This is a genomic window from Sphingobacterium sp. xlx-130, from assembly GCF_011007405.1.
Lineage (GTDB): Bacteria > Bacteroidota > Bacteroidia > Sphingobacteriales > Sphingobacteriaceae > Sphingobacterium > Sphingobacterium luzhongxinii.
This window is the reverse complement of the sequence record NZ_WFKN01000011.1, coordinates 91,536-109,305: the sequence shown is the minus strand read 5'-3', so window position 1 is coordinate 109,305 and position 17,770 is coordinate 91,536. Positions and strand designations below refer to the sequence as shown.

Annotated in this window: 14 protein-coding genes; 5 read left to right on the top strand and 9 right to left on the bottom strand. The window is 42.5% G+C overall.

Features of this window, described 5'->3' with window-relative positions; all coding sequences use genetic code 11:
• Positions 1-56 precede the first annotated feature (56 nt).
• From G7B18_RS17115 to mraZ, 8 genes are all read right to left on the bottom strand, one after another.
• The gene (locus G7B18_RS17115) at positions 57-1,250 is read right to left on the bottom strand and encodes an FtsW/RodA/SpoVE family cell cycle protein (protein ID WP_164112779.1); all 1,194 of its coding nucleotides are present in this window, start codon (positions 1,248-1,250) and stop codon (positions 57-59) included.
• A gap of 100 nt (positions 1,251-1,350) precedes the next feature.
• Positions 1,351-2,724 carry a UDP-N-acetylmuramoyl-L-alanine--D-glutamate ligase gene (gene murD, locus G7B18_RS17110; RefSeq protein WP_164112780.1) on the bottom strand — a complete coding sequence of 458 codons (1,374 nt, stop codon included), beginning with the start codon at positions 2,722-2,724 and terminating at the stop codon, positions 1,351-1,353.
• 1 nt (position 2,725) lies between these two features.
• Entirely contained in the window at positions 2,726-3,970 is a 1,245-nt protein-coding gene (gene mraY / locus G7B18_RS17105) for a phospho-N-acetylmuramoyl-pentapeptide-transferase (RefSeq protein ID WP_164112781.1), read from the bottom strand.
• A gap of 9 nt (positions 3,971-3,979) precedes the next feature.
• Entirely contained in the window at positions 3,980-5,434 is a 1,455-nt protein-coding gene (locus G7B18_RS17100; RefSeq protein WP_164123584.1) for a UDP-N-acetylmuramoyl-L-alanyl-D-glutamate--2,6-diaminopimelate ligase, read from the bottom strand.
• 2 nt (positions 5,435-5,436) lie between these two features.
• The gene (locus G7B18_RS17095) at positions 5,437-7,554 is read right to left on the bottom strand and encodes a penicillin-binding protein (RefSeq protein ID WP_164123582.1); all 2,118 of its coding nucleotides are present in this window, start codon (positions 7,552-7,554) and stop codon (positions 5,437-5,439) included.
• Between the two features lie 18 nt (positions 7,555-7,572).
• Entirely contained in the window at positions 7,573-7,983 is a 411-nt protein-coding gene (locus tag G7B18_RS17090) for an FtsL-like putative cell division protein (RefSeq protein ID WP_164112784.1), read from the bottom strand.
• Between the two features lie 67 nt (positions 7,984-8,050).
• Complete coding sequence (gene rsmH / locus G7B18_RS17085; protein ID WP_164112785.1) at positions 8,051-8,980, bottom strand: 16S rRNA (cytosine(1402)-N(4))-methyltransferase RsmH; 930 nt, start codon at positions 8,978-8,980, stop codon at positions 8,051-8,053.
• Entirely contained in the window at positions 8,973-9,443 is a 471-nt protein-coding gene (mraZ, locus tag G7B18_RS17080) for a division/cell wall cluster transcriptional repressor MraZ (protein ID WP_164112786.1), read from the bottom strand. Before mraZ ends, rsmH begins: the two co-directional genes overlap by 8 nt.
• Positions 9,444-9,853: 410 nt before the next feature.
• On the opposite strand from mraZ, the gene aspS reads away from it, so the two are divergent.
• Positions 9,854-11,608, top strand: coding sequence for an aspartate--tRNA ligase (aspS, locus tag G7B18_RS17075; RefSeq protein WP_164123580.1), 1,755 nt, complete (start codon positions 9,854-9,856; stop codon positions 11,606-11,608).
• A gap of 159 nt (positions 11,609-11,767) precedes the next feature.
• Entirely contained in the window at positions 11,768-13,153 is a 1,386-nt protein-coding gene (locus tag G7B18_RS17070; protein ID WP_164123577.1) for a LutB/LldF family L-lactate oxidation iron-sulfur protein, read from the top strand.
• Between the two features lie 34 nt (positions 13,154-13,187).
• Here G7B18_RS17070 and serS read toward each other — a convergent pair whose 3' ends face one another.
• Entirely contained in the window at positions 13,188-14,459 is a 1,272-nt protein-coding gene (gene serS, locus G7B18_RS17065) for a serine--tRNA ligase (protein WP_164112789.1), read from the bottom strand.
• Between the two features lie 102 nt (positions 14,460-14,561).
• On the opposite strand from serS, the gene rsmI reads away from it, so the two are divergent.
• From rsmI to lnt, 3 genes are all read left to right on the top strand, one after another.
• Positions 14,562-15,227: a 16S rRNA (cytidine(1402)-2'-O)-methyltransferase gene (gene rsmI / locus G7B18_RS17060; RefSeq protein WP_164112790.1), complete on the top strand. Its 666-nt coding sequence runs from the start codon at positions 14,562-14,564 to the stop codon at positions 15,225-15,227.
• A gap of 116 nt (positions 15,228-15,343) precedes the next feature.
• Positions 15,344-16,063: a PH domain-containing protein gene (locus G7B18_RS17055; protein ID WP_164123575.1), complete on the top strand. Its 720-nt coding sequence runs from the start codon at positions 15,344-15,346 to the stop codon at positions 16,061-16,063.
• An 8-nt stretch (positions 16,064-16,071) separates the two neighbouring features.
• A complete protein-coding gene (lnt, locus tag G7B18_RS17050) occupies positions 16,072-17,694 on the top strand; it encodes an apolipoprotein N-acyltransferase (protein ID WP_164123573.1) in 1,623 nt (540 codons plus the stop codon).
• Positions 17,695-17,770 lie beyond the last annotated feature (76 nt).

Sequence of the window (17,770 nt, the reverse complement as noted above, 5' to 3'; positions counted from 1 at the left end):
CTTTATAACCTCTTAACTCTTTAACCTCTTAACTCTTTAACCTTATTAACTTAAAATCAAATCGTCCCAACAACAACCCTTTTGGGCTTTATCACCTCGTCCAATTCTTCTTTACCTTTTAGTTCTTCAATATTCCTACTTACGGACAATATTATCCCTAATGCCACCGATGTGAATAAAATGGAAGTACCGCCCATACTCACCAAGGGAAGCGGAACCCCTGTCACAGGACCTAAACCAACCGCGACAGCCATATTTGCTAAGGCCTGAATCGTGAGGCTAAACCCCAATCCGGCAGCCAAAAAAGCGCCAAATGCCCGGGGACTCATCGTCACGATACGGATACATCGGTACATCAGCGCGAGATACAGAAACAGAAGGATCCCCCCTCCCATAGTCCCATATTCTTCAATGATAATAGCAAAAATAAAATCCGAATAAGGATGTGGCAACACATTACGCTGCACACTATTTCCTGGGCCTTTACCAAATACCCCGCCTGTAGCAATAGCAATCTTGGCATTATTTGCCTGATAGTTTTTATCCTCCTGAAATGGAACACCACTCTCATGCACCTCTTCCGTTTTAAAAAAGCCTTCGATACGACTAAAATAAGTGGCCCTACGAGGCCCTATCGAAATCACGATTAATCCTAACACACCCACTCCCGCAGTAACCAATGCTATCTGCTTAAAAGAGATACGACCAATTAATAGCAGCAACACACTTGTACCAAACAGCATCAATGCCGTTGAAAGGTTGGCCCATGCGATCAATACAAACACCGCACATACAGCTCCCATTATAGGAACAAATGATTTCTTGACATCCTTAATTTCTTCTTGTTTTCTAGAAAGCATTCTAGCCAAAAATGTAATCAAAGCCAACTTTGCCAAATCAGAAGTTTGGAATGTTTGGTTGATAACAGGTATGGTAACCCAACGGGAAGCATCATTGACCGAACTACCAAAAACCAGCGTATACAACAATAATGGAATTGTTATTACCATCAAAATCTTTGAAATCCCTGCGTACCACTTATAATCCAACTTGTGAGACAGATACATCAACACCAAACCAATTGCAACGATCGAAAAATGCTTAAACAAATACATTTCGGTCCCCTTACCTTCTTTATAGGCAAGTGTACCTACAGAGCTATAAACAGCAAGCAAAGACCATCCTGATAGAATTATCACGATAATCCAGATCCATTTATCTCCCTTTAGTTTCGCAAATATTTGTTCCATTCTTTTTTTCCTCTGTTATCGAGTTATGAAGTGATCCTGTTATCGAGTTGGCTTGACAATTTGTTATCTTGTTAACTTGATCACTTGTTAACTAAAGACCTTACAACGCCATCACAGCTTCCTTAAACTTATCACCTCTTTCTTCGTAATTTTTAAACCAATCAAAACTGGCGCAAGCAGGTGACAACAATACGGTATCACCTTTTTTTGCCAAGTGCGAAGCAATCTGAACAGCATCTTCCATAGAGGCACTATTCACGATCACATCGACCTCATCTTCAAACGCATCATGAATACGTGAAGTATCTTTACCGATACATATAATCGCCTTCACTTTCTGCTTTACCAGATCCAGCAACATGTTATAATCGTTCCCCTTATCCACTCCACCTAAAAGCAGAACAATGTCTGGCGAAAAACTCTCTAACGCATACCATACCGAATTCACGTTCGTCGCTTTGGAATCGTTGATATAATTAACCCCACCAATAAAAGCCACATGCTCCAATCGATGTGGGATATTCACGTAAGAGCCCATACTCTCCTTCATCGTCTGATTGCGCAACTCTTGTACCTTAGCGACCAAACCTGACGCCATATTATTGTACACGTTGTGTCTTCCCTGTAATGATAACTCTTCAATATTCATCGCAAATATTTCTCTATTAGGTGTGTTAATTATTATATCTTTTTTATCGTTCAAGTACGCTCCCTGAGACACCTCATTTTCCTGTGTCATCGGCAGCATAACAGCATTTATTTCAAATCTCGGCAACGCCTTCACCGTCTCTTCATCATCACTACAGTAGATAAAGAAATCTTCTGCCGTTTGATTCTGGATCAATCTAAATTTTGAATTCACATAGTTGACCATCTTGTAATCATACCGATCTAAATGATCTGGTGTAATATTCAATAATACCGCCACATCTGCCCTGAAATGATACATGTCATCAAGCATGAAACTGGATATCTCTAAAACATAGATATCGAAATGAGAACGTGCTACCTGAAAGGCAAAACTCTTCCCTATATTTCCCGCAAGCCCAACGTTTAGACCCGCCTTTTGCAACATGTAATACGTCAGCATAGTCGTCGTGGATTTCCCGTTCGATCCTGTTATACAGATTAAACGAGCATCCGTATACTGAGCAGCAAACTCAATTTCAGAGATCAGTGGAATACCACCATCTCTCAGCTTTTTTATCAAAGGAGCCTTTTCTGGAATTCCGGGACTTTTAACGATCAAATCCGCATTAACAATGGCAGCTTCGGTATGTTGACCACTCTCAAAAGCTATCCCTTCTTCCTGCAATTGCTTCTGGTATGTATCTGCAATAACACCAAGATCCGACACGAACACATCAAAGCCTTTATCCTTACCTAGGATAGCAGCTCCCACACCACTCTCTCCAGCGCCGAGGATTACTAAGCGACCTTTTTGGGGATAATATGTATCAGCAATATTCGCCATCTTATCTAATTTTCAATGTGACTATTGTCAAAATCGCCAAGATAACTCCTACGATTACAAAGCGGGTAACAATCTTAGCTTCATGATACCCCTTTTTCTGATAATGGTGATGCAATGGGGACATCAGAAAAATCCGTTTCCCCTCACCAAACCTCTTTTTCGTATATTTAAAATAGGAGACCTGCATAATGACCGATATATTTTCTATCAAGAACACACCACACAAAACAGGGATCAACAGCTCCTTCCGAATCAAGATTGCGAAAGCTGCGATAATCCCACCGATTGCGAGAGATCCCGTATCGCCCATAAACACCTGGGCCGGATAAGCATTGTACCATAAAAACCCTGTACACGCACCGATAAATGCTCCAGCAAAAATCACCAACTCGCCCGAGTTCGGGATATACATGATATTCAAGTATTCTGAAAAAATAATATTACCAGATACATAAGCCAATATCGCCAAAGTAATCCCTATAATAGCCGAAGTTCCCGTCGCTAATCCATCAATTCCATCCGTAATATTCGCACCGTTGGACACCGCAGTCACGATAAAAACAACAACGAACAAAAACAAAAAAAACGTAGCCCACTTACCTTCTAAGCCAATCACATCCAAAACCTTGGAGTAATCAAACTCATTATTCTTGTAAAAAGGAATGTTCGTTTTAGTTGATTTTACATTTTCTGCATATGTTTTTTCACCAGTCTGTGGATTGATAACAACTTCCACTGGTCTAGACGAACTAGGATTAGAAACCTGTTCCCGTACAACTATATCCGGATGAAAATACATGGTTATAGCAATCAAAGTTCCCAATCCCACTTGACCAATAACTTTAAATCGACCCGCGAGCCCCTCTTTATTCTTACGGAATACTTTAATGTAATCATCCAAAAATCCGATCGCCCCCATCCAAAGGGTAGTAATGATCATGATGATCACGTATATGTTGTCAAGCTTAGCAAATAACAATGTCGGGATCAGAATACCTGCAATGATAATCAATCCTCCCATAGTCGGTGTACCTTGCTTTTTCTTCTCACCTTCCAGACCTAAGTCACGAATAGTCTCCCCGACTTGCTTTTTATGCAACAATCGGATCAGACGGCTACCAAATACTGTTGTAATAATCAGAGAAACGATAACCGCCATGGCCGTCCTGAACGAAATGTACTGAAACAGTCCCGACCCTGGAATATGTAAATGCTCTTGCAACCAAGTAAATAAATAATATAACATCGGCTCTCGTTATTGTTCGTTAAATGTATTTTCTAATTCTTCCCGATCGTCAAAATAATGACGCACACCGTTGATCTCTTGATATTTTTCATGTCCTTTTCCGGCAATAAGCACGATGTCTCCTGGCGAAGCCAGATGACAGGCCGCCCGGATCGCTTCCCTTCTATCCGAGATACTGAATGTATTTTTCTTTTTATCAGCAGGAATACCCGCTTCCATTTCCTTGATAATCGCTAATGGATCCTCTGTACGTGGATTATCCGAAGTGATAATTAACTTATCACTGTACTTCAGCGCTACTTTAGCCATTTCAGGACGCTTAGTCCTGTCTCGATCTCCGCCACACCCCAACACTGTAATAATCTGTTGTCCACCTGTACGCAATTGCTGAATCGTCTCCAAAACATTTTCAACCGCATCCGGTGTATGCGCATAATCAACCACCCCAACAATTCCTTTGGCCGACCGAACTGTTTCAAAACGCCCTTCAGCACCCGATATTTCGCTCAATGCAGTCAACACTTTTAGCGTTTCCTGCTCCAACAAAATGGCCGCACCATATACTGCCAAAATATTATATGCATTAAATCCGCCTACCAATTTGACCCACACATCATGCCCATCGATTTGCAACAACATTCCATCAAAATGGCTCTCCACCACCTTAGCCTTAAAATCTGCCATACTCTGCAGACCATAAGTCTTTCGATGCGAAAAGGTATTCTGCAACATCACTGGACCATTCTTATCATCAATATTGGTTAACGCAAACGCATAGCGATCCAACTCATCAAAAAAGCTCTTTTTAGCCTTAATATAATTACTAAAGGTCTTATGAAAGTCCAAATGATCGTGGGTAATATTCGTAAATATACCACCAGCAAAACGCAATCCCGCAATACGCTGCTGTACCACAGCGTGCGAACTCACTTCCATAAAGCAGTAATCACAACCTTCATCTACCATCTCCCGTAGCAATTGATTTAAAGCCACCGGATCCGGAGTCGTATGAGTAGCCGTTACAACACGGTCACCTATCCGATTTTCTACTGTAGACAACAATCCCACCTGATAGCCGAGATGATCAAAAAGATTAAACAACAAAGTGGCCACCGTCGTCTTTCCGTTGGTTCCCGTCACACCGACCAACTTCAGGTCTTTGGACGGATTACCGTAAAAATTCCCTGCGATAAGCCCCAGCACATACGCACTATCATTGACTAATAAATAAGTCACTGTATCCAGCATATCGGTAGGCAGCTCTTCAACAACCAGTGCTACAGCTCCAGCTGCTACAACTTTGTCTACGAACAAATGTCCATCCGTATGTACACCTCGAACCGCAACGAATAGCGATCCCGCATCAACCTTTCTCGAGTCAAAGCACACCGAAGTGATCTCCACTTCGAGCGAGCCTTCAACCTGAATCACAGGCACTGCATGCAATAACTCTTTTAATATCATATCTAGTTCAATTCAAGTGCAATATTTGTCCCTATTTTCAATTTCTCACCTGGCAACAACGATTGGGAAACAACTTTCCCCTTACCATTCACCCGGCTTTTGAACCCTGCATTCTCCATTGTATATAGTGCATCCACTAATCCCATTCCTACGACATTAGGAACCACTCCTTCACGGATAGACACCTCTACAAAAGGAACTCCTTTCTTTGAAGTATCCGCACCTGCGCCCTGCGCGATACTATTCCAATTATAAGATGTAAACCCTAAGGCTTCGTACACTTTAGTGGAAGCTTCTTTAGATCCAGCCAAGGTCAACGGTGTTTTGGTTCCAGCAACATTCACATCACGCGTAGCGAATGTACCATGCAACGATAAATCATTTGCATACACCATATCAGCCAATTCTTTAAACACCGGTCCCGCTACCGAACCACCATAGTATCCATTCCGCGGATTACGAATCACCACGATCATCGAATACTTCGGGTTCTTCGCTGGAAAATATCCCGCAAAGGAAGATTGGTACCTTCGCTGTCCATACCCTCGCGAATTGTCAGCCATCTGCGCTGTACCTGTCTTTCCTGCAGAAGTATATAACGGGCTTGTTAATTTTTTACCCGTTCCCTGCGTCATCACACCTTCCAACATACGCTGCATTTTGGCTATCGCATCACTAGAAGCCATTTGCTTGTTAATAACACGCGCTTCAAACTTTTCAACCGTATTGCCCAAATGCCGAATCTCCTTTACAAAAAGAGGCGCCACCATTTTACCATCATTAGCCACCCCGTTAAATAGGACCAATGTCTGCAATGGCGTAAGCAATAACTCGTAACCATAAGCCATCTGAATCAAAGACAACTTACTCCAGCTTTTATTCTTTGGTGTCTTCACCACTGGTGTAGCTTCCCCTGGAATCTGCAATCCTAAAGGATCATTTAACCCCCAACTGTGCAGTTTTGAAGTAAATTTGGAAGGGTTCTCGCCATACTTCATATTGATCAACTTCGTGATAGCCACATTGGATGAAGCCTCAAAACCTTCCTTTGCTGTCATCAAAGACTTTTTAGGAGCGTGTGAATCGCGGATCGTATGCGAAGGAACTTTGTAAGTACCATTCCCCACATCCACCACGGTATTCGTATCGATTAGCCCATCGTCTAGCGCCGCCAGATAAGAGGCCAACTTGAATGTTGATCCTGGATCGGCACGCTGCGCTATCGCATAATTAAATTTTTCCCGATATTCACCATCTGTATCTCTGGTAAAGTTTGCAATTGCACGAACTTCTCCCGTTGCAACCTCCATCAATACCACACAACCCTCATCCGCATTAGAGATTTTCATCTGCTTACCCAGCGCACGTTGTGCCATATCCTGCATGTTGACATCGATCGTCGCGATGATATCCGAACCATCTACGGGCGCTACTTCAACCTCTCTATTCAACGGCACCCAAACACCACCAGCGATACGCTGCATCATTTGCGCCCCACTTTTACCTTCTATATAGTCCCCATAAGCACCTTCTAACCCCACACGATATTCATCATTTTTATAACCTATCGTCCGCGCTGCCAAATTCGTAAACGGCAGAATCCGTTTGTTTTGACGAACAGACACCAGACTACTTGAAAAACGGGTTTTGCCCTCTTTAAATGTTTTCATCAATGGAAAGGTCTTTAACACTTTCAAATCCTGATGAGACACCGCTCTTTTTATTAGTACGTAGCGTTGCTTTTTACTACGCGCCTCCTTCAACATATTTAGGTATTGCCGCGACGACTTATCTTTAAAAAAACCAGACAGCCGGACAGCGAGGGAGTCCACTTTGAGATTAAAAACGTCGTTATGCTCCGACGGAATAGCCATTGCGTCAAAACGAATTTCATACTCCGGCACAGAAGTCGCCACCAGACTACCATCATTCGAATAGATATTTCCTCTAGCAGCTTCCACCACACGCTCTTGAATGGTCAGACTATCAGCAATAGCCTTCCATTCTTTTCCATCCACATATTGCAAGTGAAGCAGCTTGGCAAAAACCACCAAGGCCCCAAATACCATAAGCCCGAAAGCCAGGTACACTCTTACTAATATGGACTTCCTTATATTCATTGCACCTAACCGTTATCCTTACTTTTTATCTTTTAAAACCTCCAATTTTATAGGCGGTTCCGTCCGTTCTTTCAACCCTAGCGTATCCGCCCTTTTTGCGATCTCGGTCTGCGTAGTCAACTTCATCAATTCAGCCGACAGCGACTTATAATCCCAACTGAGCTCCTTCACCTCCTTCCCCAAGCGATCTATCTGACGCACGGTACGCTCTGCCAAATGCCGGTTTGATATATATATCAATGTCAAAAACACCAGAAAGGCGACAAAGGGCAAATTCTTAGTCACTAAATAAGTTGAAATCTTTTTAGGCGAAAAGATCGTTCGGATAAAATCCTGCGTCTCCTCTACCTTTTCCTCAACCTCCTCAAACATTTCCTCTTGAACATCCTCACTCAACTCTTTGTTACGTATCGTGTTTTTTCTAGACATCCCTTTTTTATTTTACACGTCCGACCATATCCATCAAACGTTGTTATATTCAACTAGAAATCACTTTCTAATCCGCTTTCATTTCAGCCAACTTTTCAGCAACTCTCAACTTAGCACTTCTTGATCTATTATTTTCAGCAAGCTCCACCTCAGAGGCTGTAATCGCTTTACGCGTCACCACTTTAAAAGGCTTAATCTCATTTCCAAAAAAATCCTTCTCTACCTCACCTTTAAACTTACCTTTCAACATAAAATTCTTAACCAAGCGATCTTCCAAGGAATGGTAAGACATTATTACCAATCGTCCCCCTGGCTTCAAAACAGAAATTGTCTGCAACAGAAATTCCTGCAATGCCTCCAGCTCCTTATTTACTTCGATACGCAAAGCCTGAAAAACCTGCGCATGATATTTATGTTCCTTCCCCCGAGGCACCATTCTCTTTATCACCTCCTTCAACTCCGCAACCGTTTCAATACCTTTTGTCAGTCTTGCAGTCACAATCGTTTTTGCCAAAGACTTTGCATTCTGCACCTCTCCATACATTCCAAAAATCCGATGCAACTCATCCTCTGGATAGGTATTCAATACTTTTCGAGCATCTAAATCTGACACCTGATCCATCCGCATATCCAAATCCGCATCAAAACGAATCGAAAACCCACGGTCAGCGTCATCAAACTGATGCGACGATACACCGAGATCCCCCAATACACCATCCACCTGCTTAATCCCCTCTAAGCGGAGATAGTTTTTCAAGAATCTAAAGTTTTGATGGATCAACACAAAACGATCATCATCAATTTTATTACGCAGCGCATCCGGATCCTGATCAAAAGCAATTAAACGTCCACCAGGCCCCAACCGTCTTAAAATCTCACGCGAATGCCCACCACCACCAAAGGTGACATCAACATAAACGCCGTTCGGCTTAATTTCCAATGCCTCCATACACTCATGGAGCATAACCGGAACATGATATACCTGATCATTAGCCATCAATACCTCCAAAATCTAAACCACCCATAACTTCTTCCGCCAATGCTGAGAAATCCTCTCCGTCACCCAAATCCATCTTCTCATCATAAACTGCTTTCGGCCATACCTCCACCTTATCAAACTGACATGCCAACACCACATCCCCTTCTATATTTGCATAATCCAAAAGCACTTTCGGCAACAATACTCGACCCGCCGAATCTAGCGACAAAATAGTCGCCCCACGCATAAACTGACGAACAAACTCCCTGTTCTTCGCATTAAACGTATTCAACTTTGAAATCTTAGCAGCCTGCTTATCCCACTCCTCCCGTGTATAGATCACAAGATTCTTATCAAAGCCCCTATTCACAATAAGCCCCTCCTGCTCCACATCCGGCAATTGCCGTTTGAGCGCAGCAGGAACCACCAATCTTCCCTTGGCGTCCAACTTACATTCGAATTCTCCGATGAGCTGAATCATTGAGCTAGTTATGCTAAATTAAATTTCAATTGTAAAAGTATACACTTTCCCCCACAATCCCCCACTTTCCCCCACAAAAAAGTTTTCCACATCGAATTTGAGCTACAAAGCCCCTCAAAAAAGCCCTATAAACAACCAAAAATGAACCTACTTACTGAGTATCAATAAAATCTAAAAATTTATCAAATTGTAATTTCCGCCGCTAGCACGCTACCATTTTCATCAAAAAAAGCTACAACCACCTCAGTTTTACCTTATCAGTGGGGCAAAGTGGTAACCTCTAAAACTTAAAATTATTAATGTGTCATCATTCGTTATTGTCCTCCAAATCCGATAATTTTGCAGCATAGCGATTATTGGCACACAAGCGTTGATAATGGTAATGTTTTTAACTTTTCACTTTATATATAATGTATAGAAGTCATAATTGTGGCGAGCTGCGTGCAGCAGATGTCAACAAAGAAATTACACTTTCGGGATGGGTTCAAAAGAGCCGGGATAAGGGATTTATGATCTGGGTAGATCTTCGGGATAGATACGGGATCACGCAGCTTATTTTTGATGAAGTACGCACCTCCGACGATGTAATGAAGTTGGCCAAATCTTTAAGCCGCGAATATGTTATCCAAGTAAAAGGAACAGTGATCGAGCGTGAGTCAAAAAACAGCAACCTCGCTACTGGAGACATTGAAGTTCTTGTCAACGAGTTAACGATTCTAAACGAAGCACAATTACCTCCTTTCACGATTGAAGATGAGACCGACGGAGGAGAGGATATCCGTATGAAATATCGTTACCTAGATATTCGTCGCAACCCTGTAAAAAACAGTTTATTATTTAGACACAAAGTAACCCAAGAGGTTAGAAATTATCTCTCTAACCTCGACTTCTGCGAAATAGAAACACCTTACCTTATTAAATCCACGCCTGAGGGTGCTCGTGACTTTGTGGTACCATCTCGCATGAATCCAGGTCAGTTCTATGCGCTACCTCAATCTCCACAGACCTTCAAACAATTATTGATGGTAGGTGGCATGGACAAATACTTTCAGATCGTAAAATGCTTCAGAGATGAAGACCTTCGCGCAGACCGCCAACCGGAATTCACACAGATCGACTGTGAGATGGCTTTTATTGAGCAAGAAGACATCTTAAATGTTTTTGAAGGACTGACAAGGCATTTATTAAAATCAATCCATAATATAGATATTGACGCTTTTCCTCGTATGACTTTTGACGAAGCGATGCGTAAATACGGAAATGATAAACCAGACATCCGTTTCGGAATGGAGTTTGGAGAATTAAATACCGTAGCTCAACACAAGGACTTTGCAGTATTCAATAATGCAGAACTTGTTGTCGGCATAGCGGTACCAGGAGCGGCAAGCTACACCCGCAAGGAGATCGATGGTCTTATCGATTGGGTGAAACGTCCTCAGGTTGGAGCGCTAGGCATGGTGTATGTCAAGTGCGAAGCAGATGGATCTTTCAAGTCTTCTGTTGACAAATTCTATGATCAAGCGGACTTAGCGAAGTGGGCTGAAGCTACAGGAGCCAAAGCTGGAGATTTAATTTTAGTATTATCTGGCCCTGCCAACAAAACACGTGCTCAACTAAGTGCGCTACGCATGGAACTAGGCAATCGCATGGGCTTACGTAAACCGGACGAATTTGCACCATTATGGGTTATCGACTTCCCGCTATTAGAATGGGATGAAGACACAAACCGTTTCCACGCGATGCATCACCCATTCACTTCTCCGAAGAAAGAGGACATGCACTTATTAGATACCGATCCTGGCAAAGTCAGAGCAAACGCTTATGACCTTGTTCTTAACGGAAATGAGATCGGCGGTGGATCGATTCGTATCCACAACAAAGAAACACAGGCATTAATGTTTAAGCACCTTGGCTTTACAACTGAGCAGGCTCAAGATCAATTTGGATTCTTGATGAATGCGTTTCAATACGGTGCTCCACCACACGGCGGCTTAGCATTCGGATTAGACCGGCTTACAGCAATATTGGGCGGGCAAGAAACTATCCGCGATTTCATCGCCTTCCCGAAAAACAACTCTGGCCGCGACGTCATGATCGATGCTCCAGCAACAATCGACCAAGCGCAGCTCGAAGAGCTTAGTCTAGCATTAAATGTTAAAGCATAGATCAACAAAACTCCCGCTGCAAAAACAGCGGGAGTTTTTCATTAAAATATACACTTTCAGAAAAAACTTTCATGATTCCTTTAGATCACAAACAAACATGAAAGTTCTTGATGTCCATTAAATACGGACACTTTCAGAAAAAAAGAGTAGTTTTACCACATGGCACAGAACGTTGCAGAGAAATTTTTAAAAGACAGCACCACGAAATCCTTTGACCTCCGTCATCGGGAAATCATCAATAATAATATTGACAAATACAATCTGGCTTTTGAAAAAGGAAAAAGCAAGTTTCTAGATTTAGCCAACTCCAAGAAGAAAGCCAATCTGGTAAAATGGAAGGTAATTGAAAATCTGGATCGATACCTTTTGGATTTCGAAGCAAACTTTACGCGCAATGGCGGTAAAGTAATCTGGGCCAACGACGCTGAGGAGGCGAGACAAGAGATCTGGAAGATCATGGAAAAGCATCAAGCAAAATCCGTCGTAAAATCCAAATCCATGGCTACCGAAGAGATTGAACTCAACCACTTTCTCAACGACAAAGGAATTGACACCATCGAAAGTGATCTGGGTGAGTACATCATTCAATTATTGGATCACAAACCGTATCATTTTGTGACACCAGCGATGCACCTCAGTCTAGAAGACATTGCTAAGCTATTTCACGAAAAATTCGACACTCCGCTAGATGCAACTGCCGAACAGCTCACCATGAAAGCCCGTGAACTTTTACGGTCACATTATACCAGCGCTGACATAGGCATATCAGGTGCTAATTTTTTGATCGCCGACTCGGGAAGTATTGCTATCACCGAAAATGAAGGCAACGCCCGACTGACCACCACCTTTCCGAAGGTACATATAGCTGTCGTAGGTATCGAAAAAATATTACCCAGTCTGGCTGACCTAGACCTATTCTGGCCCTTACTTGCTTCACATGGAACAGGCCAAAACCTCACCGTGTACAACAGTATTTTGAGCGGGCCACGACTAGACACCGACACTGACGGGCCAGACGAAATGTATGTTATCCTCTTGGACAACGGGCGTTCGCGTCTTCTAGAAAAGAAAGAGCAGCGTCAAGGATTGTACTGTATCCGTTGCGGATCCTGCCTCAATGTATGCCCCATCTATCAAAACATAGGCGGACACACTTACGAGACCACGTACCAAGGACCGATTGGATCGCTCATTTCGCCTCACCTGAGTGGCATGAAAGAGTTTAAGCACCTATCCTATGCTTCCAGTCTTTGCGGCAAATGTACCGAGGTATGTCCAGTAGGGATAGATATACAGAAGATGCTTTTATTAAATCGTCGGGATGCTGTACAAGAAGACCTAACACCAGCGATGGAAAAGCGGATGTGGAAAGGTTTTACCTATGCTATTCAGAGACGTAAACTCATAGATTTTTTTGGCGGTAAACTTAAGAATTTCTTTGTCCGAAATTTCTTCAAGAAAGCTTGGGGCTCCAATAGGGAGTTGCCCGAATTTCCCAAAAAATCCTTTGCACAGCAATGGAAGGAAAAAGAGAAACAACATTAAAAAAGCGAGCCTAGGCTCGCTTTTTTAATGTTGTTTAATCGATATATTCAAAGCCTGTATAGGGCACCAAGACCGCAGGCATTTTAATCCCTTTTTCAGTCTGATTATTCTCTAAAATAGAAGCAACAATACGAGGCAATGCCAAAGCCGATCCATTCAATGTATGCGCCAACTGCATCTTACCGTCTTCATTTTTGAAGCGCACTTTCAATCGATTGGATTGATATGTTTCAAAATTAGATACAGAAGACACCTCCAACCAACGTTCCTGCGCAGCACTGAACACTTCCATGTCATAGGTCAAAGCTGCTGTAAAGCTCATGTCGCCGCCACAAAGACGAAGCACGCGGTAGGGTAACTCTAATTTCTGCAATAGACCTTGTATATAAGCACTCATCTCTTCGATCACTTCGTACGATTTAGCAGGATGCACAATCTGCACAGCCTCTACTTTGTCAAACTGATGCAAACGGTTCAGACCGCGCACATGCGCACCATACGACCCAGCCTCTCTACGAAAACAAGGCGTATACGCACAGTGTCTGATTGGAAACTGCTCTTCCTTAACGATCACATCACGGTACAAGTTTGTTACCGGTACTTCTGCGGTAGGTATAAGATAAAGATCATCATTCGTAACATGGTACATCTGACCTTCCTTATCCGGCAATTGTCCGGTTGCAAAAGCAGACGCCTCATTCACCATTATAGGTACTTCCACTTCCGTATACCCCGCTTCAGCAGCCTGATCTAGAAAATAATTAATCAAGGCACGTTGCAATCGCGCACCTTTACCTTTATAAACCGGGAATCCAGCCCCTGTTACTTTTACACCAAGCTCCAGATCAACGATATCATATTTTGTCAACAACTCCCAATGCGGCAACTTTCCCTCCCCCAATTCCGGTATAGCACCATGTGTCAACACCACCTCATTCTCTTCCGGAGTGATCCCTAGCGGCACCGAACTGTGCGGCAAATTAGGTAATTGCACGATTTTATGGTTCAACTCCTGCTCCACCTGAGATAATTTTTCAATAAACTCCTTCAGTTGCTCTTTATATCCCGAGGATTTTGCTTTAATGGATTCGGCTTCTTCTTTCTTTCCCTGACGCATCAAATCACCAATTTGCTTAGCGGACGAATTTGCTTCAGCAGCAATAGCGTCGGATTCGTTCTGAATCTGACGACGTTGTTCATCCAAGCTAATGATTTCATCAACCAAAGCCACATCTTTAAAGTTTTTCACAGCCAATCTTTCAATGACTGTATCCCTGTTTTCCCGGATAAAATTTAACTGCAACATATATTTTGAGTTTTATGTCGCAAAGATAACCATTTATGTCGCTCAAGTCCTGACTAGCTTACACTTTTTTCCGCCTTTTACTTAATTTCTTTACCTTTGAGTATGCTATACTTAGTCCCTACACCCATTGGCAACTTGGAGGATATGACCTTTAGAGCGATACGTATCCTCAAAGAGTCCGACCTTATACTTGCTGAAGATACACGTACCAGTGCACCGCTATTAAAGCATTTTGGTATTGACAAGAAGGTTTTTGCACATCATCAGCATAACGAACACAAGGCCGTTAATGAGATCATCCGTTTCCTAAAAGAAGGACAACAGATTGCTTTGATTTCTGATGCAGGCACGCCCGCGATCTCTGACCCGGGCTTTTTATTGGTAAGAGAGGCTATAAAAGAAGGCATCACCGTGCAGTGTTTACCAGGGGCAACTGCATTTGTACCTGCTCTTGTCAATTCAGGATTACCGAATGACAAATTTTGCTTTGAAGGCTTTTTACCCGTTAAAAAAGGTCGTCAGACCCGAATGAAGCAACTCGCGGAAGAAAAAAGAACAATGATATTTTATGAATCGCCCCACCGTCTACTCAAAACCATAGAAGAGTTTATCACCTATTTCGGTGAAGAGCGACAAGCCTCCATCTCTCGCGAACTGAGTAAACTCTATGAGGAGACCCAACGCGGAACACTCGTCGAATTAAAGGAATACTACGAGAATAACCCGATCAAAGGAGAATTTGTCTTTTGTGTCGCTGGATTAGAATAGCAAGCTTCGTCGCTTGATAAAAGTTTTATTACATATGCTTGAATACAAAGCTTTTTAATTAAGTTTACTTAACAGATAAAGTTTATATATTGATCATTATCATTGGATAGAAAAAAATGAGTTTAGATAAGTTTATACAAGACGGACAAGACCTTAAAGTTGTAGAAAAAATATACAGCAAAATCGTCGACATGTTGACACACGGCGAATCACTGAGTTACATCGCTTTACAAAAAAAACCAGCTGTAACCCTACTTCCTGATAGTATCGCTATCAGCAACAAACGTATCTTTCTTTGCGAATTCACCAAATTAGGACTAGCGACCAATTTTGAAATATTCTCTTGGAAGGATATTAAAGACATCGCTTTCAAAGAAGAAATATTTGGCTCAAAGGTGACTGTAATTCCATTTACCGAAGAAAACCTGAGCATCGACTACATTCCTAAGACACAGGCGCGCAAGCTGTATCAACTCATCAAAGAAGCATTAGAAAATGTCAAAATCGAAGGTGAGGAACCTGCACCTGCTACAAAGCCGATAGTCCCTATCCGTGATCTTTACGAAGGCCCAAAGAGAGAAACCCCAACCCCCATCCAGCCGGTTTTCGAGGCACCACAACAATCCCTGATCGAACAGCCTATTGTCGTCCAAGACAATATACGTGTTGAACCCACTCCAATCTTCGAAAGAACAGAAGCTACACCTGCTGCTACAGAGGTCGAAGAAGATGAAATCACATTAAAGTTGAAAAAGTTGAAAGGACTGTTTGACAAACAACTGATCTCTCAAGCAGAATACGAAAGTAAGAAAGCCGAAATTCTATCTCAGTTATAACATAGCACGTGAAACAAAACTATTTACTGGCATTACTCAGTGCCATTCTGCTATGGTTTGCATGGCCACCGATTCCTTACACCGGATTCTTATTGCTCGTAGGCTTCGTTCCTCTTCTAGTAGCTGTTGAGCGTATTATCCGGGGAGACTATCGCAAAAAAGGTGCGAAGATATTTCAAGTCGCTTTCTTAACGGGGTTTGTCTGGAATACAGCATCTATCTATTGGGTATTCAACGCCATGAATGCATTCTTACCCACAGCGGTATCTTTGCTTATCGCACTGATTCCGTATGCATTAGCCCCGCTACTTATGGCATCAGCGTTTAGGCTGTACTACCAGCTTCGTAAACAACGACACATTGCAGTAAGCTTTATTGGGCTCGTGTCTTTATGGATCGGTTACGAATACTTGCACCAGACTTGGGGTCTAGCATTTCCTTGGATGAATCTAGGCAATGGACTCGCTAATGTCCATCAATTGATACAATGGTATAGTATTACAGGCGTGTACGGAGGTACACTTTGGATTTGGTTGACCAATATCTTTGCGTTCCTTTTGTATTGGCAATACAAAGAAAAAGTTACGGCTTTTTCGCAAAAAAGATTAATTATAGGGCTACTATCAACGATCTTATTACCGATAACCGTTTCACTGATTCAATATTTTAATTACGAGGAGCACATCAACCCTTCGGAAGTTGTCGTCGTGCAACCCAATATTGATCCTTACCAGAAATTTGGTTCGATCACTCCTGAAGAACAGTTGGACAGACTATTCAAGCTTTCCGAAAGCGTGGCCAAACCCAATACCGAATTCTTCTTATGGCCAGAAACAGCCATTTCCGACCGTAACGGCATCGATGAGGAAGAGTTTAGAGCATATCCAGCTTACGAAAACAGTGTTTCTTTTTTAGAGAAGTACCACAATGGTAATATTCTCTCTGGGATCGAAAGCTATCGCATGTACTCGGATCAGAAAACCTTAACCGCACGTCCTTACCGCAACAGATTTGTAGATAGTTTTAATGCCGCCGTACTGATTGATGGATCGAGCAAAGTACAATTTTACCACAAATCGAAGTTAGTACCCGGGGTAGAACAAATGCCCTTTGGCAAATCGTTATCTTTTATGAAGCCCCTCTTTGAACATTTTGGAGGTACTACTGGAGGCTACGGCTACGACAAAGAACCTTCTGTGTTCTATAGTCAGAGTGGTATTGGTGCAGCTCCGGTGATCTGCTACGAATCCATTTGGGGCGAATACGTCGCCGAATACATCAAAAAGGGAGCACAGTTTATCGCTATCGTCACCAATGACGGCTGGTGGAAAGATACCTCGGGCAAAGACCAGCATTTGGCCTATGCCAAGCTAAGAGCAATCGAGAATAGACGATGGGTAGCTCGTTCCGCCAATACCGGAATATCCGGTTTTATCAATCAACGTGGTGATATCGTGCAACAGACAGAATGGTGGGTTCCAGCAGCGCTAAGCCAAGAGATCAACCTGAATGAGGATATCACATTTTACACACAATATGGCGATCTTATTGCCTATTTAGGTTTATTGGGCTGCTCTGCAAGTGTTTTGCTCTTATTCATTCCAATACCTAGTCGAAAAAAACTTTCATAATCCCATTGAATCGCCAACAGATATGAACCGAACCCGATTGTATCGCGTGAGCTCTTGTGAATGCTAACAATAAAGT